The organism is Sporosarcina pasadenensis (genome assembly GCF_047228845.1).
Taxonomy (GTDB): domain Bacteria; phylum Bacillota; class Bacilli; order Bacillales_A; family Planococcaceae; genus Sporosarcina.
The window spans coordinates 69,833-93,325 of record NZ_JBFEGM010000005.1 but is presented as its reverse complement, the minus strand read 5'-3'; the positions used below and the strand labels follow the sequence as shown (position 1 = coordinate 93,325).

18 protein-coding genes are annotated in these 23,493 nt (G+C 46.0%); 11 read left to right on the top strand and 7 right to left on the bottom strand.

What is annotated here, in order from left to right; translation table 11 throughout:
* The first annotated feature begins 4 nt into the window (after positions 1 to 4).
* Complete coding sequence (locus AB1K89_RS08675) at positions 5 to 988, top strand: FecCD family ABC transporter permease (RefSeq protein ID WP_413054516.1); 984 nt, start codon at positions 5 to 7, stop codon at positions 986 to 988.
* A complete protein-coding gene (locus tag AB1K89_RS08670) occupies positions 978 to 1,748 on the top strand; it encodes an ABC transporter ATP-binding protein (protein WP_413054374.1) in 771 nt (256 codons plus the stop codon). The genes AB1K89_RS08675 and AB1K89_RS08670 overlap by 11 nt, the downstream gene beginning before the upstream one ends.
* Before the next feature lie 187 nt (positions 1,749 to 1,935).
* Here the strand turns inward: AB1K89_RS08670 and AB1K89_RS08665 are convergent, their stop codons facing one another.
* From AB1K89_RS08665 to AB1K89_RS08650, 4 genes are all read right to left on the bottom strand, one after another.
* A complete protein-coding gene (locus AB1K89_RS08665) occupies positions 1,936 to 3,117 on the bottom strand; it encodes an amidohydrolase (protein WP_413054373.1) in 1,182 nt (393 codons plus the stop codon).
* A 201-nt stretch (positions 3,118 to 3,318) separates the two neighbouring features.
* A complete protein-coding gene (locus tag AB1K89_RS08660; protein ID WP_413054372.1) occupies positions 3,319 to 3,993 on the bottom strand; it encodes a transposase in 675 nt (224 codons plus the stop codon).
* 2 nt (positions 3,994 to 3,995) lie between these two features.
* On the bottom strand, positions 3,996 to 4,169 hold the full coding sequence (locus tag AB1K89_RS08655; RefSeq protein ID WP_413054371.1) for a hypothetical protein: 174 nt from the start codon (positions 4,167 to 4,169) through the stop codon (positions 3,996 to 3,998).
* 471 nt (positions 4,170 to 4,640) lie between these two features.
* On the bottom strand, positions 4,641 to 6,026 hold the full coding sequence (locus AB1K89_RS08650) for a DUF6612 family protein (RefSeq protein ID WP_413054370.1): 1,386 nt from the start codon (positions 6,024 to 6,026) through the stop codon (positions 4,641 to 4,643).
* A gap of 266 nt (positions 6,027 to 6,292) precedes the next feature.
* Here AB1K89_RS08650 and AB1K89_RS08645 point away from each other — a divergent pair, with 266 nt between their 5' ends.
* Together AB1K89_RS08645 and AB1K89_RS08640 are read left to right on the top strand one after the other, a co-directional pair.
* Positions 6,293 to 9,049: a M14 family metallopeptidase gene (locus tag AB1K89_RS08645; protein WP_413054369.1), complete on the top strand. Its 2,757-nt coding sequence runs from the start codon at positions 6,293 to 6,295 to the stop codon at positions 9,047 to 9,049.
* A gap of 521 nt (positions 9,050 to 9,570) precedes the next feature.
* Positions 9,571 to 9,978, top strand: a complete 408-nt coding sequence (locus AB1K89_RS08640; protein ID WP_413054368.1) for a DUF3139 domain-containing protein — start codon at positions 9,571 to 9,573, stop codon at positions 9,976 to 9,978.
* 195 nt (positions 9,979 to 10,173) lie between these two features.
* Here the strand turns inward: AB1K89_RS08640 and AB1K89_RS08635 are convergent, their stop codons facing one another.
* Positions 10,174 to 11,796, bottom strand: a complete 1,623-nt coding sequence (locus AB1K89_RS08635) for a glutathione ABC transporter substrate-binding protein (protein ID WP_413054367.1) — start codon at positions 11,794 to 11,796, stop codon at positions 10,174 to 10,176.
* Positions 11,797 to 12,145: 349 nt separating this feature from the next.
* Between AB1K89_RS08635 and nikC the strand changes: the two genes are divergently transcribed.
* The 4 genes from nikC to AB1K89_RS08615 are packed head-to-tail and all read left to right on the top strand — an operon-like array spanning position 12,146 to position 16,052.
* Entirely contained in the window at positions 12,146 to 13,039 is an 894-nt protein-coding gene (nikC, locus tag AB1K89_RS08630; RefSeq protein WP_413054366.1) for a nickel transporter permease, read from the top strand.
* A 16-nt stretch (positions 13,040 to 13,055) separates the two neighbouring features.
* The gene (locus AB1K89_RS08625; RefSeq protein ID WP_413054365.1) at positions 13,056 to 13,997 is read left to right on the top strand and encodes an ABC transporter permease; all 942 of its coding nucleotides are present in this window, start codon (positions 13,056 to 13,058) and stop codon (positions 13,995 to 13,997) included.
* 26 nt (positions 13,998 to 14,023) lie between these two features.
* Positions 14,024 to 15,076 carry an ABC transporter ATP-binding protein gene (locus tag AB1K89_RS08620; protein WP_413054364.1) on the top strand — a complete coding sequence of 351 codons (1,053 nt, stop codon included), beginning with the start codon at positions 14,024 to 14,026 and terminating at the stop codon, positions 15,074 to 15,076.
* Positions 15,021 to 16,052: an ABC transporter ATP-binding protein gene (locus tag AB1K89_RS08615; RefSeq protein WP_413054363.1), complete on the top strand. Its 1,032-nt coding sequence runs from the start codon at positions 15,021 to 15,023 to the stop codon at positions 16,050 to 16,052. The genes AB1K89_RS08620 and AB1K89_RS08615 overlap by 56 nt, the downstream gene beginning before the upstream one ends.
* A 126-nt stretch (positions 16,053 to 16,178) precedes the next feature.
* Here the strand turns inward: AB1K89_RS08615 and AB1K89_RS08610 are convergent, their stop codons facing one another.
* Positions 16,179 to 17,951, bottom strand: a complete 1,773-nt coding sequence (locus tag AB1K89_RS08610; protein WP_413054362.1) for a methyl-accepting chemotaxis protein — start codon at positions 17,949 to 17,951, stop codon at positions 16,179 to 16,181.
* A gap of 347 nt (positions 17,952 to 18,298) precedes the next feature.
* Between AB1K89_RS08610 and AB1K89_RS08605 the strand changes: the two genes are divergently transcribed.
* Positions 18,299 to 19,006 carry a GDSL-type esterase/lipase family protein gene (locus AB1K89_RS08605; protein ID WP_413054361.1) on the top strand — a complete coding sequence of 236 codons (708 nt, stop codon included), beginning with the start codon at positions 18,299 to 18,301 and terminating at the stop codon, positions 19,004 to 19,006.
* A 52-nt stretch (positions 19,007 to 19,058) separates the two neighbouring features.
* On the opposite strand, the gene AB1K89_RS08600 is transcribed toward AB1K89_RS08605, so the two are convergent.
* The gene (locus AB1K89_RS08600; protein WP_413054360.1) at positions 19,059 to 20,114 is read right to left on the bottom strand and encodes an acyltransferase family protein; all 1,056 of its coding nucleotides are present in this window, start codon (positions 20,112 to 20,114) and stop codon (positions 19,059 to 19,061) included.
* A gap of 640 nt (positions 20,115 to 20,754) precedes the next feature.
* Here AB1K89_RS08600 and AB1K89_RS08595 point away from each other — a divergent pair.
* Together AB1K89_RS08595 and AB1K89_RS08590 are read left to right on the top strand one after the other, a co-directional pair.
* Positions 20,755 to 22,164: an alanine/glycine:cation symporter family protein gene (locus tag AB1K89_RS08595; protein ID WP_413054359.1), complete on the top strand. Its 1,410-nt coding sequence runs from the start codon at positions 20,755 to 20,757 to the stop codon at positions 22,162 to 22,164.
* A gap of 15 nt (positions 22,165 to 22,179) precedes the next feature.
* Positions 22,180 to 23,241 (top strand): alanine racemase, encoded by a 1,062-nt coding sequence (locus AB1K89_RS08590; RefSeq protein WP_413054358.1) that lies wholly within the window; start codon positions 22,180 to 22,182, stop codon positions 23,239 to 23,241.
* The last annotated feature ends 252 nt before the right edge of the window (positions 23,242 to 23,493 follow it).

The following is a 23,493-nucleotide window of genomic DNA, read 5'->3' as shown; positions in this document are numbered from 1 at the left end:
GGGAATCAATCGGAAAAGCATCAGTTTCATAGTCGTTGTCCTTCTTTTGGGGATTGTTTTCGTCCAATCCGCTTTGACGGGTAGCATCTCGGTGACGCCTTTTGAATTGATACACGGGCTGTTGACCGGAACGAATGACGATGTCGCGATTATTAAAGACTTGCGGCTGCCGCGGATTTTGATTGCGGTGTTCGCGGGGGCGGCGTTGTCTGTGGCGGGTGTGTTGCTGCAGGCGGTCATGCGCAACCCGCTTGCGGATCCCGGTATCATTGGCGTTTCCGCTGGTGCGAGTTTCATGTCCGTGTTGGTGATTTCGATGTTCCCGACGTTGTTCTTTTTCGTACCGCTGTTTGCGTTTATAGGCGGTGCACTGGCGTTTTTCTTAGTGTATTCATTATCGTGGAAGTCGGGCTTGGATCCGCTGCGGATGATTTTGATCGGTATCGCGGTGAACGCGTTGTTTACAGGACTTGGGCAGGCGATTGGGTTCAGCGGGGGTGGTCTGACGCAGTCGATGAGCCAAGTGACGACTTCGACGTTGACGATGAAAAAATGGACCGAAGTGGAAGTGATCGCGCTTTATGGCTCGATCGGACTTTTGCTGTCGTTTTTCGTATATAGATGGTGCAATTATTTATCGCTCGAAGACCGGACGGCGAAAAGTCTTGGCGTCAATGTGAATTTGGCGAGATTCGTCATTTCGATTATCGCGGTTTTATTAGCTTCCATTGCGACGACAATAGCGGGCATGTTTGCTTTCGTTGGGTTATTGGTGCCGCATATCGGAAGGACGCTTGTCGGCAATGATCATAAAGTGCTGATCCCGTTTTCCGCGTTGGCGGGTGCGCTGTTGATTTTATTGGCGGATACGTTAGGAAGGACGTTAATTGCACCGAATGAAATTCCGGCATCGATCATCATGGCTGTGATCGGCGGGCCGTTCCTCATATTCTTGCTGAGAAAGAGTGATCGCATTTATGGACATTAAGGAAGTCACATTTTCATACGACAAGAAGAGGAACACGTTGCACTGGATCGACAGCTCGATCGACATCGGCAAAGTGACGACGATCATCGGGCCGAATGGATGCGGGAAATCAACGTTGTTGGGCGTCCTGTCTAATCATTACCAGCCGCAAATCGGGGACGTGTTGTTGGACAACAAGTCGTTGGCGGAGTTCAAACCGAAAGTACTCGCTCAGAAGCTTGCGGTAGTCCACCAGCAAAACAACGCGCCTTCCGATATGACGGTAGAGAAGCTCACAGCTTACGGGCGGATACCGTATAAAAATTTCTTCTCTTCCTCGACGGATGAGGACGAAGAGGCGATCGAATGGGCGCTCGCAAGCACGAATTTGCTTGATAAGCGCGATATGCCGATTGACAGTCTGTCCGGCGGCCAAATGCAACGCGTCTGGATCGCCATGGCGTTGACTCAGAAGACGCCTTATCTGTTTTTGGATGAACCTACGACGTACTTGGATATTTTCTATCAGTACGAGCTGCTGGAGCTCGTTCGTGATTTGAATAAACAGCATGGCATGTCAATCGTCATGGTGTTGCACGACATCAACCAAGCAATTAAATACAGCGACGTCATCATCGTCATGAAAGACGGCCGAATCGCCGCCAAGGGCAAACCTGAAGACATCATCACATCCGACTTGATCCATTACATCTACGGCGTAAACGTCGTCGTGAAACACGATCGAGATGCTGGGATGTATATCGTTCCGGTGGGGATTTAAGTAAATTTATAGATGGTGCCTATCTAAGCGGTGCCTGTGCAGCATACAATTCTGTTTATTCACTACAATTGTATAAATAAAAAACGGGAAGCTGACCATATCAATGTTTGGTCAGCTTCCCTTTGTATTAATATTCTAAATTTCGAATTGTCATAAATGTGCCGTGCACAGGCACCTAACAGGCATCTCACCCATTAACGTTGCAAACAACCTCGGCGACTGCTTTGGCGGCGACAAGCAAGGCGTCTTCGTCGATGTCCCATTTCGGATGGTGGTTGAAATACGCTTTTTCAACGCCTTTCGGTTTACAGCCGATGTAGAAGAAGCAGGCTGGGTACTTCGCTGCGTAGTAGGCAAAGTCTTCAGACCCGGAGAACATAGGGAATTCCTTTACTGATGTAATTTCAGGCTCCGTGGAGCTTTGAAGAGCGGCGACAACCCCTGTCGTAATTTCCGGGTCGTTGAAGAGAGGTGGGTAGTCCGCCACGTAATCGAGTTCGCACTTCACCCCAAATTCCTCTTCAATCCCTTTGGTGATTCGGTGGACTTCCTTGTCGATCAACTCTTGGACTTCCGTTGTCATATACCGCACATCGCCCTCCAGTTCGACGCTGTCCTTAATGACGTTGAATTGCCCTTTCCCGTCAAAAGAACCAATGGTGATAACCCCCATGGAAAAAGGATCCAACCGGCGGCTGACGACCGTTTGGATAGCCGTAACAAAATGCGCTCCAGCGACAATAGCGTCATTTGCGAGGTGTGGAGATGAACCGTGTCCCCCGACGCCTTGGATTTTTAAGTTGAAATACGTCCGGCCTGCCATTGAATAGCCGCTATGATACCCGACAACTCCTGCAGGATCCGTTGGGAATAAATGAATGCCATAGACAGCATCCACACCATCCAGCAAACCTGATTCCACCATGCTTTTCGCTCCGCCCGGAGGCACTTCCTCTGCATGCTGGTGAATGATTTTAATCGTCCCAGCCAACTCATCTTTCAGGTCAATCAAGCAATCCGCCAACACAAGCAGATATGCGGTATGCCCATCATGCCCGCAAGCATGCATAACACCTTCGTTTTTCGATTTGAAAGGCACGTCCGTTTCTTCATGAATCGGCAGTGCATCAAAATCCGCACGCAGGCCGATCGTCTTACCAGGCTTTCCGCCTTTGATCGTCACGATAATGCCATATCCATTTCCGACATTCGTTTGGATTTCAACATCTTTTCCGTTATAAAAATCGACAATGTATTGGGCTGTCTTTTCCTCTTGGAATGACAGCTCTGGATTCTCGTGCAAATGACGCCTGATCTGAATTATTTCATCCTTGCGTTGCTCCAACATTTTCATCAGTTGTTCTTTCATCATTGCCACCCTTTCTGTGAAAAGATTATTGGTGTACCATCAATCTTAAAGTGTTCCCTAATCTACGTTCTTTAAACGAACCTGCTTTTGGGTGTCCGTTCTTTTGAGTGCTTTTTAGTTCCTATTTTTTTGGTGCCTGTGTAACAAACAATTCAGACAATACACTACAATTGCATAATGAAAAACAGGAAGCCGGCCATATCAAACGTTGGTCGGCTTCTGTTTGTATTTATATACCTTTTGTTGAATTGTCATAAATGTTTCTTGCACAGGCACCGACACATCTTCGCGAGGCATCTCCTCGTACACCTTTTCAATGTCCTGTTTGTAGGCTAGGCAATAGAGGCAGTATGCATAATTTGTCGTATCGAACGGCTTTGGTAAAAATGTTGGTACAAGCTCCGTGTTTAAAAAGCGCGGCGGTGTTTTATTAGCGTCTGCATAGTAGGGAAATGAACTGTACAGGTAGTCTTCCAACGATTTCACCATCGGAATCTTAGTGTCAATCGGGTTCCGGTGAATGTAGCTGCTGATGTCCAATATGGCTCTCGGTCCATTTGCGAGTTTCGAAAAATATCTCTTCTCATAAATGCGACCGACATGGTCATAACGTTTAGCATAATAGTCGCTATATCTTCGGTTAATGCGGGCCATGACTCGACTTAAATTCACTTCGGATTGGATCAGCAAATGATAGTGATTGGACATAATGCAATAGGAGACAATCGAAAATGGGTATTTATCGTACGCATATTCGAAGGAGCGCATCAAGTTCCTTTTGTCTTCATCCGTTTGAAAGATGTGTTGCCGGTTGTTGCCCCGCATCGTCACATGGAAATAACCGTATGGATTCCAATATCGTCGTCTTCTCGCCAATGTCACACTCCCTCCGATCTCAAAGGGATATACAATTCGGGCGCAATCGATTTCCACTTGATCGATTCCTGCAATGCACTCTCTGAAATTAATTTCGAACCTTCCAAATCTGCAATTGTCCGGGTGATACAGATAATTTTTTTAGTTGCCTCAACAGCGACCTTATACCCCTTCATTCCTTGCAACCCAACACTCATAATGACCGATGCGATTGCACATCACCACTTTCTTTTTCTTCAACTTTATCGTTTCTAAAATAGACTGACAACTGACTGAATTGATCGGATAACGGAAAAATAGATTTCAAATGAGAAAAAGGGGATGAAAGTGATTTTTAACCGGCCAAACGTGGGGAAAACTTTATTTTGAAGTTTTGGCCATACACTATCTTTTATCGGTGCCTGTGCAGCAAACAATTCAGACTATGCGCTACAATTGTATATTGGAAAGTGAAAATCCATCTACATCAACCCTTGGATAACCCAAATACGTATAAATATAGATTTAGGTGAATTGTCATAAATGCACCATGCACAGGCACCGACACAGGCACCGACACAATTCAGACAATTCGTCAAATCAAAAACAGGGAGTCGACCAGTTGTTGGTTGACTCCCCATCTGTTTTAGTATTTAATTGCCGGTTGCTTACTCAGCTGCTTTTTCTGCTTCGAGTTCTGCACCGAGATCCCACGTGACTGCTTTTTCAATGACTTCGGCTGGTACTTTGATTGCCTTCACTTCATTGAATTTGCTGAACACGCCGTTGATCAGTTGCTTGATTGTAACTGTTTCGCCGTCCATGGACATTTTGATGACAGTTGTGCCTGAAGTCGATTTCGGGAATAATGTCGCCTTATCGACTACTGTCACAACAAAGTATTTTTCGATGTTGATGTCAAGCATGTCAAGGATTGACCCCATGTCGAATTCCGCTTCACCTTCTAGATCCGCGTCGACGACTGCTTCTTCCTCAGTAGCAGCCTCATCCCCAGCGACAGCTTCTTCTTCGGAAGTTGCCTCCTCAGCCGCCTCTTCCTCAGTTACTGCTTCCTCGTCAGTCGCCTCTTCCGCAACTGTTTCTTCAACAACGTCGGTTTGCTCAACGACGCCTTCCGGAAGCAATCCTGAGAATAAAGACAATGCTTCATTCATCATCGATTTGAACTCTTCATTCGTCATCGTTTGCGTGATGATATAGACGTCATCGTATTCAAACACGTGGATACCTTTCATGAACGCTTTCACGAGCTGCAATTGTGCAACCGGATCGGCTTGTGTCATGGAAGCTTCCAACAGGCCATCCGTCAGCTCTGCAGGGAATTTCAGCCATTGATCGCCGTCAGATTGGAGGAATCCGTCTTCTGTGAAATACGCTTCAGTCGTAAGTTCTTCCGTCTCTTCACCCATGTTCATGGACATCTTTTGCGTCATATAGAGTGCGACTGGATCTGTCGTGACGCTCATATCCATATCCATGAGCATGTTCATCGAAAGCTCTTCCGTATCGGCTTCCATCGATTGGTCCAATGTCATTTTGGCTTCATAGCTTTTCAAGTCTGCTCCCATCATCTTCTCAAGGAATGCATCGATGTCTTGTACACGATTCGTCGTGACATTGACAGTATTGTCTTCTTCGGACACCGTCACGTCAAAGCCTTCCAATGAATCTAGGAAATCGCTTGAAATATAATTTCCGTAGTTTCTCAACGTGAGTGGGAACACTTCATCAGTCGCCTTGCCGTTTACGCTGATTTTCTGATCGGCAATGCTGAAATCAAGTGTCAAATACGTATTTGTCACGTTCAATTTACCTGGTGCTTCTTTCGTAACGTTGAAACCCGCTTCTTGGAACAAATTATCGACCGGAATCAATACTTTGCCTTGTGACAAGAAAGGCTGTTCATAGCCCTCCACTTCAACCCCATCGACAACTAGCTTCAAAGACCCCTCTTGAGCTGCTGCCGGCATGCTTGGCCAAGCGAATGAAAGTGCAAATACAAACGCCAAGGCCCATGTTGCAAATTTTCTCAACAACATAACCCCCCACAAAAATTTTTGCCCAAAAAATGACGGACATATTACTTATACGCAAACAATTGGTAAAAGTTTCAGGTTTTTTGGATAATTTTTCTGGAATGCTACTTTAACTAGTATCCAAGACCTGAATCCTTCTGCGCATTTTAATAAATACTTCTATTTTCGAAATAAATCGCTATCTATCTGTCTATCAATTTGATATGGTCAGATTATTGTAGCCTATTGTCCTACAATATAAAAAGAGTAGAGGGGATGAGATGTTGAAACGGTTTTTGGTTGGGTTTTTAGCGTTATTCATGGTGTTTGCGACGGCGGTGCCGCTATCTGCGCAGGCAGTCCAATCGGTTGAAACTATCAAAGTTGCCGATACCGTCGAACTGGATGTCAGTCGGTCGGTATTGTCGCTGACGGAAATCCGGGATGTGACGATTGAAGCGGATTTTGGCAGGGAAGTCGATTTGGAGAAGTTGGAACTGCAATTCGGCGGGAAAACACTTGATGAATGGAAGCAATGGAATGCGGATGCGAAATCGTATTCTGGAGAGCCATTCATCCTCGTGAAAAAGGAACCTCATTATGTAGATGGCACGACGAAGATAGCTGCAGAGCTTGAATTCGGATTGCCGTTCGGTACGGATGATTTATCGCCGAGGTCAATCCGAGTCCTTTACAAGGAATTGCTCGGGGACTATGAGCTCGCGTTAGTCGATTCGGAGAATGAAGTGAAAGCGGCTACGACGGTCGAGTTGAATGTGTATGACGAATTCCTTGAATGGGATGAAATCAAGCCTTCCATCGATCGAATCTTTGAAGAAGCTAACGAATTGAACGATCGTTATTTGTATTATGAAAGTCCAGGGAAGAGTGTAGAAGGCAAAGATATGCACCTCGTCGTCCTCGCGAAAGATGAAGACGCGGTAACTAACTATTTGGAGAACACATTGCCGGCTGCGCTGGAAACACCGGAAGATTTATTAGCGAAGCTGAAAGATGGAACGATGGGCGATTATCAAATTCCGATCTGGTTCAACAATATCCATCCTGACGAAGTGGAAGGGATTGATTTCCAGACGGAATTGTTGAAGCGATTTGCATTGGAATCGGAAGTTTCTTTTACGACAACGAATGAAAACGGGGAAGATGAAGAAGTCGTGTTGAATGTCGACGAAGTGCTCGACAATTTGATATTCATTTTCAATTTCTCTCATAACCCGGACGGCCGTGTCCATAATACACGGGCGAACGTGAACGGGTTCGACTTGAATCGGGACAATGCATATCAAACGCAAGTCGAAACGATTCAGTTGAATCAAGTGATCGCGAAGTGGACACCGCTTGCGATGATGGAAGGGCATGGTTATGTGAAAGGGTTCCTGATCGAGCCTGCGACACCGCCGCATAATCCGAACTTCGAATATGATTTATTAATGGAAGGAATGATTCCGCAAGCGCATGCAATGGGACAAGCAGGAATCGGCAGTTCCAAGCTGACGTCATATTTCCTTGCATCCGAAGAGTATGAGGATGGCTGGGATGATATGGGGCCGTCTTATACGCCGATTTTCTCCATGTTGCACGGCACGCTTGGCCATACCGTCGAAGTGCCGACGCTCAGCCAGGATTCCTATTATGCGATGGTTGGTGCAGGGCTCGGGATGATCAATTATGTGTTTGAGAATAAAGATGATCTGTACGGAAGGCAGCTCGAAATCTTCAACCGAGGCGTCAAAGGGGAAGATAATCGTGCAGTGGATCCGCTATTGACGAATGCTGCGGGGGAATCGATTGGACGTGTACGCGGCGAGCATGAAAACTTCTTCCCGGATTATTATGTGCTCCCGATCGACTCATGGAATCAGAAAAACGTTTCGGAAGTATACAATATGGTCGAATATTTGATCCGCAATGGCGTGAAGGTCGAGCGGACGACAGAGGATGTTAAAATTGGGCCGACGACGTATCCGAAAGGTGCATACGTCGTTCCGATGAAGCAGGCAAAACGCGGATTGGCGAACGCAATGCTGTACGCAGGCGATGACGTTTCCGACTGGGCGGCGATGTACGATCCAGTCGTCGTCAACTTCCCGGCACTTAGAGGATTTACAATCGTCGATGTGCGGATGGGAGAGGAAGACGTTCTTGAAGGACTGACTGAGCAAGTGACGGAAGTGGCGGTCCCTGCAAGCGTTGTGGATGAAAGAAAAGCGATGCAAGTATTGAAGAATGTCAATAACGATACGATCAGATTGGTGAATGAACTGCTGAAGGACGGCAAGCATGTCGGGATTGTGCAAGAAGATAAATTCGGCTTCAAAGTGGGCGATTTCGTCGTCAGGTCTGAAGATGTCGCACCGTTCAAGGACGAGTTTGTGTTCGAAGCCGATGTATTGCCTGCTTACCAAGCGATCGATTTGAAATGGATCGCCGAGCCGAAAGTGGCGAGCAACGGATCCGGTCAATTGATCTTTTCATTGAAGGAATTAGGATTCAACTTGACGGATGAGGAACAGGCTGACGTCGTCGTGTCTGACTCGAATTTGCCTAAAGAGCTTACGGGCAAAACGTTCGTCGGTATCGGCAATAGCGTGTTGAAGGCGGTCTTTGATGCAGGATTGCTCGAAGGGTTTGAGTACAAGTCGACAAGAGGCGGACATGAGGGACTGATCAAGGCGATGGTCAACGCGGATAATCCGTTAATGGCCGGTTATCGTCAAGATGAACTGTTCTATACGACGAGAGGCTCGTGGATTACGGCTGTTCCTGAAGGGGCGGAAGTGTTGGCGAGAGTGAAAGGGACGGATGACTTCTATGTCGCCGGATGGTGGCCTGGCCATGAAGATGCAAAGGGACAAACCCTTGCCTTCACGAAGCAACTGGATGATTCGAGGATTACACTATTCGCGAACGATCTCGCATTCCGAGCACATACGAAATACTACTACCGCATGCTTGCGAACAGTATTTTCGCAGCAGCGGAAGAAGCCCCGGCACCCAAGCCAGGAGCGGGTAAAAACTGAAACACGAACAGCCCTGTAGATGATGCTACAGGGCTTATTTGCTTTTAATCGCGTCCAAAGCAAGCCATTCCGCGTCCAAAGCAAACCATACTGCACTCATAAAGCACCGCAACACAAAAAAAGGATGCTACCCTAAAGGTAACGGGTTCGGTACACGGGGAGAAAACGTTAAAAAGCATAGCAAATAGGTACACAATTCACACTCGAATTGGCGTCCCTATTTTTGTTGTTATATCAAGGCTTAAGACAATTATCGATAGTAAAAAACAATACAATTGGTAGACGAAATTACAACAGCACATAAATTTTTGTGCCCTTGCTAATTGACCTGCTAATAAGTTTGTTAATTGGAGGTTGAAATAGCTTCTTCACGAAAAAATATTTTTGAATTAATTGAAAACTCTAAAGGGAACAAAAGATTTTGTGTTAAAATAGGTTAATAAGAAGTCGCTTATTCAACAAACGGAGCCATTTTTAGTAAAGGTTAAAGTGACTTTAAACTGAATATGGGGCGGAGAATGATGAAAAACAAAAAAAGATTAGTGATTATATCAAGTTTAGTTATAATCATTGTCGTGGCATTTCCTTTTGGGTTCTTTTACGTACTAAACAATGGAAACCCACTTACCAAGTATATAGCGGATAAAAAGGTTCCAGCACACTTGGTGGAAAAAGGATATACGATGGATGATTTAAACGAATCTCATTTTGTAGAACCGAAGCACACCATAAACAGAAAGTTTTATCACGGACATTATCTAGTGGTGTTTAATGATGAACCAGACATAACGTATTATTATGGGATTACAAAAATCAGACATAAGGTTAAGCAGTTTTGTGAGAAAGACAAAATATCGTCTATTGGAATTACTGATACCATTGAGGATGAAACAAAACATAGCGAAAAAGATTGCACAAATTCACGATAGGATTCTTCGTCAATCGAGCGCGTTTGTGGAACAAGAAAAAATGCTCAGGCATAAACGCCTGGGCATTTTTTTTTTGCTTTTTCTACTGTCAATTCGGTTGCGAATCAAACGCTATTTTTGTTGTTAATTGGGATGTGTTTTTGTGTTTTCTCCTCATCAACCGAACCCGCTACCCTAAAGGTAGCGTCCCTCCCGTTATTTCTCTTCCACGAACTGAACATCTTGCAAGTGATAGATGCCGTCTGTACCGATGGAGAAGCCTCTGATTTTGTTGCTGACGCCCGTTAGGTATTCCGTATGGATCAAGTAGGCCATCGGAGCGTCTTCGATTAGATGTTCTTGAACTTTGTTGTAGATTTTAATACGCTCATCTGGATTTGATTCGCGTCGGCCTTCTTCAAGCAGCTTGTCGACTTCCGGATTTCCGTAGAAGGAACGGTTTCCTGGGGAGCCGTGTTGTGATGAGTGGAACAGCGCGTATAATCCGTAGTCGGCGTCGCCTGTCGGGTTCGACCAACCGAGGATGAACATGTCATGTTCGCCGTTTGCCGTCTTTTCAAGGTAGGCGCCGAATTCCATCACTTCAATTTCTACTTCAATATTGACCTTCTTCAATTCTTCCTGCATAAGGACAGCAATTTGTTGACGCTGCGGATTGTCATTCGTCCAGATGGAAGATTTGAATCCGTTCTCGTGCCCGGCTTCCTTCAGAAGTTTTTTCGCTTCTTCCAAATTGTAATCGATTGGTTTCGCGTCTTCGTTATAGCCGAAGATTCCAGGTGCAAGAGGTCCTTTTGCAGGGATTCCGAATCCGTCGTAAACCCCTTCGCTAATGTCATCTTTATTCACAAGCATGGAGATCGCTCTACGTACTTTTGGATCGTTGAACGGTTCTTTTTCCGTGTTGAAACCTAAATATGCAAGGCTGGACGATGCTTTTTGGTTGATTTTCGCAAAGTCTTTGCTATTGATATCAGCAACTTCAGTCGGCTGTACAGGGTCTGCGATATGGACGTGACCTGTTTCAAGGTCTGCGTTCCGGACCGCACTTTCAGGAATGACTTTGAAAGTTACAGAGTCCACATGGACTTTGTCGCCCCAGTAATCTTCGTTTTTGACGAGTTTGATTTCATCGCCTGGCGTCCAGTGATCGAATTTGAAAAAGCCTGTGCCGACAGGGTTTGTCGCAATGACGGATCCCGCCTTTTCGCCGCCTTTCATCGCTTCATAATCAGCTTCGATCGATTTCGGGCTCACCATGCTGCCGCCATTATGTGAAAGGTGGGCGAGCAAAGGAGCGAAAGGATATTCAGTTTTGATTTGTACGGTATGTTCGTCTTTAACGATTACGTCAGTGATCATTTCAAATAGGAAATAACGCGGTGACGCGACGTCCGCATCGAGGATCCGCTCCAAGTTCATTTTCACGACTTCCGCGTTGAATGGCTCTCCATCATGGAAAGTGACGCCTTTACGAAGTGTGAATTCATAAGTCTTGTCATCGATAGCATCCCATTTTTCCGCAAGACCAGGGATGATTTTATTGTTGTCATCCCGTTTCACAAGCGTTTCGTAAATGTTCGCTTGTACAACGGAAGACGGAACGTCATTGGAACCTGCCGGGTCCAATGAAGATGCGTCCGATAGAACTGCGAGCACTAAGTCCCCGCCTTCAATCCCTTTCCCTTTGCCTTCGTCAATATCATTCCCCGATCCATTTTCCGAAGAAGATGAACCACCCCCAGAACATGCAGCAAGAATCATTGACAAAGCCAAAGCAAGAACAAATAGCCACTTTACATTGCCATTTCTCTTCATGTGTGTTCCCCCCGTTTGTTTTTAACATACTACAATTTCTGAAGATTACTAGAAGTTGTAATAGTTAGATGCAATATAGCACACTATATGGAAACAGACAATACCTTTCAGAATAATCAAGATAATCTAATTTTAATAGTAGTATTTGCAATTTAATCAATGAATCCGCATTCTCATTGAAACATTGAAGCTAGACAGCTTAAAAGTGTGTGTATTATTTTAAAGTTATATTATTTATAATTAATCGAAAACTATGATAAAAAACATTCCTCAAAACGACTATTCGTGATATGCTACTGTCAATATACTGATTTTTCACAGAAAACAAATAGGGGGAAGGTGTTCAAACATGGTTCAGCATACACCTGTTGCACAAATCGGACAGAAACGGTCCAGTCCTAGAGTTGAAGCATACAAGACATTTTGGCGCAGGCTCCGCAAAAATAAAGCGGCAGTAGTCGGGGGTGTCCTTGTCTTATTTTTCATTTTCACCGGGATATTCGGTCCATTCATGACATCGATGGATCCAAACACGACACAGATTGCGAATAAATTGAAGCCGCCTTCCGCGGAGCATTGGTTCGGGACAGACAATTACGGGCGGGATATTTTCACGAGAATAGTCCATGGTATGGGGATCACGATGAAGGTCGGCTTCTTTTCGGTTGCGCTCGGCGGGGTGGTCGGCGTCTTCTTCGGCATCATTTCGGGCTATTATGGCGGGAAGTTGGATACATTCATCATGCGGATTATGGACATCCTTCTCGCATTTCCGGGTATCCTTCTTGCACTTGCGATCGTATCGGTCCTCGGCGGCAGTTTGCAGAACGTCATCATTGCGGTGGGGATATTTTCCATTCCTGCATTTGCAAGGATTGTGCGCGGGTCGACATTATCTGTTAGGAAGCTAGAATATATTGACGCGATTAAAGCGCTAGGGGCGAAAGATGGAAGAATCATTTTCAAACATATCTTGCCAAACGTTATGTCACCGATCATTGTCCAATTGACGTTGCGGATTGCGACGGCTGTTTTGACAGCAAGTGGACTTGCATTCCTAGGGCTTGGTGCAAAGCCGCCGACGCCGGAATGGGGGGCGATGCTCAGCGAGGGCAGGGCTTATATGCAGCAAGCGCCTCATCTTGTTTTATTCCCTGGGGTCGCGATCGTCATCGTCGTTTTGGCATTCAATGTTTTTGGGGATGGGCTGCGGGATGCGCTTGATCCGAAGATGAATAAGTGATGGAGGGGGCACATAAATGTCGAAATTCATTATAAGGCGCCTGCTCCAGACGATTCCGGTCTTGCTGGGCGTTTCCATTCTCGTGTTTTCAATGATGTATTTAATTCCGGGGGACCCTGCGCAGATCATGGCGGGGGAGGGGGCATCCCCGAAGACGGTTGAGCAGATCCGGGAGAAGCTCGGTTTGAATGAACCTGCACCCGTGCAATATTTCAGTTATATGAAGAATGTTCTCCAAGGCGATCTTGGGAACTCGGTTCGTAGCGGACGTGCTGTTACGGATGAAATAAAGGCACGGTTTTGGACGACTGTTGAGCTGTCCTTTTACGCAACGATTCTTGCCGTGTTCCTCGGGCTGATTGCGGGCATCATTTCAGCCGTCCGCCATTATACATGGTCGGACATTTCCATTATGATTGTTGCGCTTTTCGGATTGTCCATGCCGAATTTCTGGTTCGGACTCATGCTGATCCAATGGTTCGCAATCGGTCCGGATTGGATGCCGGAATTCATGAAGATGCGTGCATCCGGCTGGGGCGATGATTGGAGGCAGATGCTGCTCCCCGTCATCACGCTTGGGACTGGGGGAGCTGCAATCATTGCGCGTATGACACGTTCGTCAATGCTTGATGTGATTGGACAGGATTATATTCGGACGGCGAGGGCGAAAGGGATGGGAGAGCGCGTCGTTATTTATCGCCATGCACTTAAAAATGCATTGATTCCTGTCATTACGGTTGTCGGCCTTGAATTTGGAGGCTTTCTTGGCGGGGCCGTATTGACAGAATCAATATTCGCCATCAATGGCATGGGCCGTCTGACAATCGACGCTATCCGTACGCGGGACTTCCCGATCGTTCAAGGGGCTGTCCTCGTCATTTCATTCCTGTTCGTATTTGTGAACTTGCTCGTCGATATATCGTACCGCGTATTGAACAAGCGGATCGATTTGAATTGATACATGTTTGATAGGGGGTGTCCGGAATGGAAAAGGTTTTATTGGAAGTGCGGGACCTTCGCACGTCCTTTTATACAGATGACGGGGAAGTGAAGGCGGTCGATGGCGTAAGTTTCACGCTTCCGCAGGGGAAGACGCTCGGAATCGTCGGAGAGTCGGGTTCAGGCAAGAGCATTACGGCGCTTTCAATCTTGAAGCTCCTCGCGAACAATGGAAAGATCATCGGGGGCGAGGTCAATTTTAAAGGGAAGAATCTTCTGTCCTATACGGATAAGCAAATGCGGGATCTCCGCGGGAACGCGATTTCAATGATCTTCCAAGAGCCGATGACGTCACTGAATCCGGTCTTCACGGTCGGCCAGCAGATTGGCGAGTCGCTCATGAAACACCAGGATCTATCGAAGAAAGCGGCGCACCTTAAGTCCGTCGAGTTGCTGAAACTCGTCGGAATTCCTTCCCCGGATAAACGTGTGAAGCAATATCCGTATGAATTATCAGGGGGAATGCGGCAACGTGTCATGATTGCGATGGCGTTGGCATGCAATCCGGAAATCCTCATCGCTGACGAACCGACAACAGCGCTCGACGTGACGATCCAGGCGCAGATCCTTAGACTCATCCGGGATTTGCAGAAGCGGCTTGGTATGTCGGTCATTATGATTACGCATGACCTCGGTGTTGTGGCGGAAACATGCGAATATGTCGCGGTCATGTATGCGGGGCAGGTCGTGGAATATTCGGACGTCGTGACGCTATTCCAAAAGCCGAAGCATCCGTATACGATCGGTTTGATGAATTCATTGCCGAGGCACGACGTCGAACTTGAAAAGCTGGAGTCGATCAGCGGGAATGTGCCGAATCCGAAAGAAATGCCGATCGGTTGCAGATTTGCGCCGAGATGCCCTGCGGCGACTGATTTGTGCAGAAACGTCATGCCGGATTTGTTGAAGGATGATGAAGGGAACGATGTGCGTTGCTGGATTTATTCGGAAAAATGGGAAGGCGAATCGGAGGTGATTGTCTATGGCGAAAAAAGAATTGCTCAAAGTCGAGGGGCTGAAACAATACTTTCCGATTAAGGGCGGAATGATGGGCCGCACGGTCAACCATGTGAAAGCGGTCGATGATATCAGCTTTACGATTTACGAAGGGGAGACAGTCAGCATCGTCGGGGAGTCCGGCTGCGGAAAATCGACGACGGGGCGTGCCATTCTCCGATTGGAAGAGCCGACAGAAGGCGTCGTCACGTTCAACGGCATGGAACTGACATCGTTATCAAAACGGGAGATGAGGAAGCAACGGAAGGATTTGCAGATTATTTTCCAGGATCCTTACGCTTCCATTAACCCGCGGCAAACCGTGTCAGGTGTTTTGAATGAAGCAATGACAATTCAAAATGTATTGCCAGCAAAGGATCGGAGAGCGCGCATCATCGAACTGCTGGAAACGGTCGGGTTGAATGAATACCAGGCAGACCGGTATCCGCACGAATTCTCCGGCGGGCAACGACAGCGTATCGGTATTGCCCGGGCATTATCGGTCAATCCGAAACTGATCATATGCGATGAAGCCGTTTCTGCATTGGACGTATCCATTCAAGCCCAAGTTCTGAACTTGCTGAAGGATCTACAAAGGGATTTCAAATTGACGTATTTATTCATATCACATGACTTGGGTGTCGTCCGCCATATTTCGGACCGGGTCATCGTCATGTATTTAGGGAAGATCGTCGAAATCGGTGACAAATATTCGATTTTCGAAAATCCGAAGCATCCATACACGAAAGCATTGCTTTCCGCCATTCCTGTCCCGGATCCGACACGCGAGAAAAAGCACATCGTCCTGACGGGGGATGTCCCTTCGCCGATCGATCCGCCAGAAGGTTGCCGTTTCCATACGCGCTGTCCGTTCGCGCAGGAAAAATGCAAAGTCGACATCCCAGGATTACGTACGCACGAATCAATGATCAAAGGCCACAAAGCCGCCTGCCATTTCGTCGAGGAGATTGAGAACGGCGAGCTCCAAGTGAAAGGGTTTGAGGAAGCGGTGTTTTAGTAGGGTGATGGTGCCACCGGGCAGGGGGATTTCCCTTTTGGCCGGTGGTTTTTATTATCGTAAGGAATTACGAAGCGCATCGTAGAAATAAAAAACACCGCCCATCAACTGACAGGCGGTGTTGCTTTATACGGATTTTTCATCTTGAAGCGTTACTTCTTCATTCTGTTCACTTAGCGATTCAATCTGATCTTCATCAACTAACACTACTTCTTCATCCACCTTGAACTTACTGATTTCCACTTTCAGTTCATTCGCCAAGCCGTGCAACGTTTCTGTCGTCGCAACCATTTCTTCCATTGAAGCAAGCTGCTCTTCCATGGAAGCGGCGATGTTTTGGGTATGCCCGGAGGAAGTTTCAAGCGACTGCACAGTATCGTGTGTTGACGCCAAAATCTGTTCGGAGCCCGCAGAAATTTCCTGGACGGTTGCGGAAACAGATTGGACATTTTCCGAGATGTTCGAGATTTTCGCCAAAATGTTACCGAATGTCTGCCCGGCATCGTTGACGATGACCGTTTCCCGCTCGACGTCTGCATACACTTGCGCCATTGCCTCGACGGATTGTCGGGAACCGTTTTGCATTTCCGTAATGAGCCCGCGGATCTGATTTGCAGAAGATGCAGATTGCTCCGCCAACTTTCTCACTTCGCTCGCAACAACGCTGAATCCTTTACCAGCGTCCCCCGCCCGAGCAGCTTCGATGGCTGCATTCAATGCGAGAAGGTTAATTTGGTCGGAAATATCGGTGATCATGCCGATGATTTTCTCGATTTCAGCAGACCGGATATACATATTTTCCGTAATTTTCATCGATGCTTGTACGGATTGGTTGATCGTATGGATGCCTTCGATTGAATCGGTAATCAACCGGCTTCCTTGTTCAGCAGCTTCCGTCACTTCCGACGTCTCTTCCGCAACTTTCGACGTGGAATCCGCAATTTCCTGAATGCCCGTTGTAATCTGTTCAAGTGCCGTCAGATTTTGATTCGCTGCAACAGAAAGCGATTCGCTGGCCGTTGAAACTTCTTGCGTCGCAACGGTTGACTGGTTCACGACTTCACTCATCTGCTCGGCGCTAAATGCCAATTCACTGGAGGAACTCACGACATTGTCCGCCGCCGCATTCACATGCTTAATCATGCTGCTAAGCTCGTTTTTCATATGATCAAAACTATGGGCAAGACGGCCTATTTCATCCCTGCTCTTCAATTGAACCGTCTGCGTGAGGTCGCCCCGCGCAATGACCTCGGTGAAACGCACTAATTCGTGCAGTGGATTTGTAATTCGCTTCGAAATAATGGAAGGAATTACGACGCCAAGGATGCTTCCGAGCACAATGAGAGCAATGCTTACGATGATGATCGTACGTTGCAAATCACTGATCGACGATGCATCTTGGCTCACAACAATAACCGTATCCGACTCAGGAATTGGATAATATAGCGACTTATGTACGCCGTATTCATCTTTATAGACACCGCTGAACAGTGCATCTCCTTTATCGAGAGCCTGATTATGATCCTCATTGAACGAACGCGGCACTAGATAATCGGTCGACTCCGAAAAGGCGAGCAACATGTCCTTTCCGTCTACCTTCGTATGTATCGAAATGTTTTCCACACCGTCTTTTTTCTTTACTCCATTGATGATGTGCAAAAGCTGGTTATGTGCATTCTTATCCTGCAATGCGCGATTGACGAGCCGACCTGTCACTTTCTCCTTCACATCATCCATCGTCGAGCTCAGAGATTTCTCAAACTCCGGCATGACATTCACTTCAACGATGCGCATCGACGTGTAATAAAACACAAAGCCGAACAGCATCGTAAGGAGATAAATAGGAATCAAAGTCCCTAGAATAATTTTTTTCCGAACGCTACCTTTTTGCCTAAACAAAGAAGCTCCCCCTGACTGAATCCAAAGTATTGAAAACAAAAAGAATATTACCACCTCATTATACCTACAAAAATATGAAAATACTATCACAAAAAAGAATTTTAAATTTATAAGCGGTGCCTGTGCAAGACACTATTCAGATTATGCACTACAATTGTATAAAGAAATATCGAGAGGTTGTTGAGTCAATAATCGGTAAGTGCATTTTTGTTTATTTATTCAACAGAGTGAATTGTCATAAATGTGTCTTGCACAGGCACCGAAAAGATTCTGAACAATGTATTGTTATATTTCCTGTAAATTTGGGTATAGCATGCTTTATTGGTGGAAGAACAGGAGTGTCTGGATTGGAAAAAGGAAATATTTTATTGGTAATATCATTACTTTTAAATGTCCTGTTGATTGGGGCGGGAAGTTATGTCGTGCATCAGATCGGCGGAGTTGAATTCGTGAAAACGAAAATGCAAACGAAGCCTTCCACTAAGAAGGATTCTGCATATTATTTTACGAAAAAGAGCGTATTCGAACATTCTGCTGCGAGTGATGCGGATAAAGTGTTCATCGGGGACAGCATTACCGATTACGGGGAGTTTCAGGAGTATTTCCCTGACGAAGTGGTGTTGAATCGGGGAATCCGGAATGATTCCGCAAAAGGAGTATTGAATCGCATTCAGGAAGTGGTTGACCGGAATCCGAAAGAGGCGTATTTGATGATCGGGGTCAACGATATTCGTTATAAAACGGATGCGAAAGATTTCGAAAGCCGCGTCAAAGCCATAGTCGATTCCTTTGACGGGAAGGAAACCAAGCTATTTATTCAATCTATCCTGCCGGTGAATAACGGGCTTTTCGGGAACGAAGTAACGAATAAGAAAGTGAAGCAACTCAACGACATATTGCAGCGGATTGCAGATGAAAACGGTATCGAGTATATTGATCTGCATTCGAGTTTTGCCGATAAGAGCGGGCAGTTGGACAAGAAGTTTACGGTGGATGGGCTGCATTTAAACGGGAGAGGATATGAAGTTTGGGTCGACAAACTAAGCTCTAGATGAAGTAATGGTACAATAAGTGAAAAAGCTGAACCTCTTGGAGGTCCAGCTTTTTTTACGTCGGTATAGGTGTCGATTTTTTCTTCGGTGAAAATCCGCCAAGCAGAATCTTCCCGTTCGGAAGCAGTTTGTGAATTAAAATTGAAACGATAATCGGGATGAATACCCCAATCGCCGTGAAGCCGACGATTCCGTAAGTGAAATAATCGTTCAAAATGATGTCTGCAAAGATATGCAAATACATGATGGACAGCGAGTGCTGCTCGATTTTCTGCAACCAGTTGAGCGACAGTTTTGCCGTAATGAACTGGAACACGCCGACCAATACGACGGTGAATGAAAGCGGGATAACTAAGTCCAATACGAAATGATCATACCGTAAAAACTTCATGCTAAGTCGGTAATCAATGACTTGGAAGCTATCAAGCAGGACAGCCGTCACGCTGATAGCCAAAGCCGTAACCATCCATCGTTTCGAAACATTCATCCAAAAATCCTTCAAATAATACCCGATCGCGAAATAGACGATTGCCATGAGCGCGACATCGATGTTCCAAAGCATCGGAATCGATTGCGCCGCTTCAGATGGTTTTCCGCCGATGACATGCATGGCGAAGATACTTTCAAAATGCGCGATGATATAGAAGATGGCGAGAATCACAATCTGTTTCGTCCGATTGAAATATTTCGTCAGCCATAAGAAAAATAAATACGTGAAAAATAATGTCGTTACAAACCAAAAGACCCCGTATGCTCCGCGAATAAAACGACCGCCTACTGCAAGCGCCCATAGGTCATTCAGATACCATGACAGGTCCCGATTGCCTGAACCGATTTCCATTCCGTAACGGATCAGCGTTATGCTGACGAGGAAAAACAGATAGGGGACGATCAATTGCATAAAACGCTTATGGACTGTCGGTTTCATGTCCTTTTTATCCAATACCGGCTTGAAAAACAAACCGCTCAGGATGAAAAATGCAGGCATGTGAAACCAATAAATATACTTCGCGAGTGGAAAATCGAGTTCGCCAGGATAATGACCGATGACGACGAGGATCATTAAAAATCCTTTCGTGACATCCACCCACGTTAACCGTTTCTTCTTCATAACTATACACCTCTAACTAAATATGCTGCTATTATATACCCCCTTTCTACGTTTTTAGCGCATTGTAACAGCTTTGATATGCAATTGTAAAAAGGATGGAAAAATCCAGGAGGAAAAATAGACGCTGGAAGAACCGGTGCCTGTGCAGCACACAATTCTGACTATGCACTACAATTGCATATTGAAAAATAGAAAGTCAGTGAGGCTGGGGGATTAGTTGGAATTCTGTGTATTACTATACATCCAATTGAATTATCATAATTGTGTCATGCACAGGCACCGGAACAATTCTGACTATGCACTACAATTGCATAAATCAGGATAGAAAGTAAGTGAAATTAAGGTTTCTTTGATGCTAATAGGTATAAATATTCATCGAATCGAATTGTCATAATTGTATCGTGCACAGGCACCGAAAAAAGCACCGAAAATCGCACTGAAAATGGGGAGAAATTAATGTTTAGAGAATAGTATTTATCCCTATATTTCTTCAATAACAAGCATTGAATTACAGTATTTTACATTGCATGATCTACAAAAAAGTTATATTGTAATAAAATACGAAAAGTAGATGACCGCTTTGTATAATGAAAGCGGATTCATGAAAAAACATCAATTTTTTAGAGGGGAAGTGTGCTACATGTATGAATTGTACAATGACTTAATTGATAGCTTCAGTACGTGGTTATATAGCTACATACTTATTATTCTTTTGATTGTTGCGGGTCTTTATTTCACTATCCGTACGAAGTTTGTCCAGTTTCGTCTATTTAAGGAATCCGTTAAACTTGTAACGGAGCCGAAAGAGGACAAGAATTCGATTTCCGCTTTCGAGGCATTGATGGTATCGACCGCGTCACGGGTTGGCGTCGGAAATATTGCCGGGGTTTCAACGGCAATTGTTCTCGGAGGAGCCGGCTCCGTGTTTTGGATGTGGGTCATCGCGATTATTGGAGGCGCTTCCGCGTTCGTTGAAAGTACGCTCGCACAAATTTATAAAAAGCGGGATCAAGACGGCGGCTCGTACGGGGGGCCGGCATACTACATCCAAGCGGCGCTTAAAAGCAGATTTTTAGGTGTCGTTTTCGCTGTCGCGCTCATTTTGACGTATATGGGCGGATTTAATATGGTCGCTTCCTTCAACATTGCATCAGCATTTGAAGGGTATTCATTCTACAATTCATCGACTCCGCTCATCATCGGTGCGATTTTAGCGCTTCTGACAGGTTTGAGTATTTTCAGAGGCGGAAAAACGCTAAGTAAAATTACTAGTATCATCGTTCCAGTCATGGCGATTGCTTACATCGGTGTGGCGCTTATTATGGTCGTCCTGCATTTGGACCTTGTACCGGGTATGTTCGTTGATATCTTTACATCGGCATTCGATTTCAAATCGGCATTTGGTGGTTTCGCCGGTTCTGTCATCATGTACGGGATTAAACGGGGCCTTTATTCCAACGAGGCGGGTGTCGGTTCTGCACCGAACGCCGCTGCAGCGGCTAGTGTCTCCCATCCTGCGAAGCAAGGTCTCGTCCAAATGCTGTCGGTGTTCATCGATACGTTATTGATCTGTTCGGCAACGGCGTTCATGCTGTTAAGCTCGGGCGTAGTGCCTACAGAAGGCATGGCGGGAGTTCCTTACGCGCAAGCAGCCCTTTCGTCGACATTCGGAGAATTCGGTGTTTGGTTCATCACGTTTGCGCTGTTCTGCTTTGCGTTCACGTCGCTTATCGGGAATTTCTTCTATGCGGAATCGAATCTTAAGTATTTGAATAAAAAAGAAGTGGGCAAAACGGGTCTTACACTATTCAGACTCGCTGCCGTCGTTATCGTCTTTTTCGGCGCGCAACTCGACTTCACGGTTGCGTGGAACACAGCGGACGTCCTGATGGGTATTATGGCATTGATCAACATTCCGATCATTTTGATTCTCGGAGGGACTGCTTTCAAATGTCTCGATGACTATACAAGGCAGAAGAAAGAAGGAAAGAATCCTGTTTTCAAAGCGAAATCAATTGATCTTAAAGAAAAAACGGATTTCTGGAATTAAAAAAGAGGTATCGATATGTATCCATTAGTTCGTGTCAATAAAAAGCATTTACTTGAAAATGTCCGCACCGTCACGGAGCTTTGCGCCACAAGGAATATTGTTGTGACAGGCGTGACGAAAGTGTTCGGCGGGGACCCTGAAATTGCGGCTGTATATGTCGATGGCAGCATTACGAGGCTCGGGGATTCACGTGTCGGGAATTTGAAGCTCTTGAAAGGGTTGGATGCGGAGAAATGGCTCATCCGCCCACCTATGATGAGCGAAGTGGAAGATCTCGTCACGTACGCGGACGCTTCACTCAATTCGGAGCTTGCGACGATCCAGGCAATCAATGATGCCGCGATTGCCGCAGGCAGAATCCATAAAGTGATTTTGATGGTCGATCTTGGCGATATCCGCGAAGGGTTTATCAACCATGAGGAGCTTTTTGATGTTGCAGTGGAAGCCGAGAAAATGGAGGGCGTCCATTTGTATGGAATCGGCGTGAATCTTACGTGCTTTTCTTTCATTCAGTCCGATGAGGAGAAAATGTCGGCACTTGCGGAGCTTGCGAAGAATGTCAGCGGCAAAATTGGCAGGGAGCTGGAAGTCGTCAGCGGCGGAAATTCCGCGACGCTGGATTTGATGCTGAAAGGCGGCATCCGCGAAGGCGTCAGCAATTTGCGCCTCGGCGAATCGCTTCTTTTCGGCAAGGAGCGCGCCAATTATACGTTTCTGCCGGGAACACATAAAGACGTATTCACGTTGGAGTGCGAAATCGTTGAACTGAAAGAGAAGCCATCCGTTCCATGGGGGACAGTCGGCGTCGATTCATACGGCAACAGCCCGACATTCAAGGATCGAGGCGTACGAATGAAGGCGATTTGCGCCCTCGGGAAGCAGGATTTCGACGTCGAAACGTCAACACCTGTCGACGAAGACATCATCATCCTCGGCGCAAGCTCCGATCATCTCATGCTCGACGTCACCGACAGCAAAACCGCCTACAAAGTCGGCGATACGATCGAACTGCAGCTCGGCTACTTCTCAACAATGCGCGCCTTCACCTCCCGCTACGTCCGGAAAGTGTACATCTAAAAGGTGCACTCTTATAGGTGCCAATCTTACAGGTGCCTGTGCAAGACACATTTATGACAATTCAATTAAGAGTATGTATATACAGCGAGAAGCCATCCGAAGATTGACACGGATGGCTTCTCGATTTTTAATATGCAATTGTAGTGCGTAGTCAGAATTGTTTCGGTGCCTGTGCATGGTGCAATTATGACAATTCATCGTTATGGATAATAATACATAAATAAGTAGATTTCCACGAATATCACTGTTGAT

Excerpts from the sequence above, each read along its gene's own strand:
- AB1K89_RS08615 (WP_413054363.1), top strand. The coding sequence starts at position 15,021 with ATGGCGAAAAAAGAATTGCTCAAAGTCGAGGGGCTGAAACAATACTTT.
- AB1K89_RS08595 (WP_413054359.1), top strand. The coding sequence starts at position 20,755 with ATGTATGAATTGTACAATGACTTAATTGATAGCTTCAGTACGTGGTTA.
- AB1K89_RS08665 (WP_413054373.1), bottom strand. The coding sequence starts at position 3,117 with ATGAAAGAACAACTGATGAAAATGTTGGAGCAACGCAAGGATGAAATA.
- nikC (WP_413054366.1), top strand. The coding sequence starts at position 12,146 with ATGGTTCAGCATACACCTGTTGCACAAATCGGACAGAAACGGTCCAGT.
- AB1K89_RS08620 (WP_413054364.1), top strand. The coding sequence starts at position 14,024 with ATGGAAAAGGTTTTATTGGAAGTGCGGGACCTTCGCACGTCCTTTTAT.
- AB1K89_RS08640 (WP_413054368.1), top strand. The coding sequence starts at position 9,571 with ATGAAAAACAAAAAAAGATTAGTGATTATATCAAGTTTAGTTATAATC.
- AB1K89_RS08590 (WP_413054358.1), top strand. The coding sequence starts at position 22,180 with ATGTATCCATTAGTTCGTGTCAATAAAAAGCATTTACTTGAAAATGTC.
- AB1K89_RS08670 (WP_413054374.1), top strand. The coding sequence starts at position 978 with ATGGACATTAAGGAAGTCACATTTTCATACGACAAGAAGAGGAACACG.
- AB1K89_RS08625 (WP_413054365.1), top strand. The coding sequence starts at position 13,056 with ATGTCGAAATTCATTATAAGGCGCCTGCTCCAGACGATTCCGGTCTTG.
- AB1K89_RS08600 (WP_413054360.1), bottom strand. The coding sequence starts at position 20,114 with ATGAAGAAGAAACGGTTAACGTGGGTGGATGTCACGAAAGGATTTTTA.
- AB1K89_RS08655 (WP_413054371.1), bottom strand. The coding sequence starts at position 4,169 with ATGAAGGGGTATAAGGTCGCTGTTGAGGCAACTAAAAAAATTATCTGT.
- AB1K89_RS08635 (WP_413054367.1), bottom strand. The coding sequence starts at position 11,796 with ATGAAGAGAAATGGCAATGTAAAGTGGCTATTTGTTCTTGCTTTGGCT.